The sequence below is a fragment of the Peribacillus sp. NPDC056705 genome (assembly GCF_043656335.1).
Genome location: NZ_JBHTYI010000240.1, coordinates 1 through 272, shown reverse-complemented (window position 1 = coordinate 272; position 272 = coordinate 1). Strand labels below are relative to the sequence as shown.

The following is a 272-nucleotide window of genomic DNA, read 5'->3' as shown; positions in this document are numbered from 1 at the left end:
GAGTTCGATAGTATAATTGCCGCAGTCGATGCGACTCAAGGGGAGGTCGTGAAGAAAGATGGCCGATTGGTCGAGACGGTATTCTCATCGAATAGCGGGGGCATTACAGCCGATGCGGTCGAGATCTGGGGAAATCGGCATGATGTACTTACCTCCGTTCAGAGTTCAGGTGATGCCTCAGCACAGGCGTCACTGAACAAGTGGTATCACGTGCTGCTATCAAACGGGGTTCAAGGCTATGTGAGAGCGGATAACGCCAAGGAGACAGGCAA

Annotated in this window: 1 pseudogene; it reads left to right on the top strand. The window is 52.6% G+C overall.

Annotated features, from left to right (window positions below):
* Positions 1-272 (top strand): annotated as a pseudogene (locus ACFRAK_RS29310) (SpoIID/LytB domain-containing protein); the annotation flags it as partial.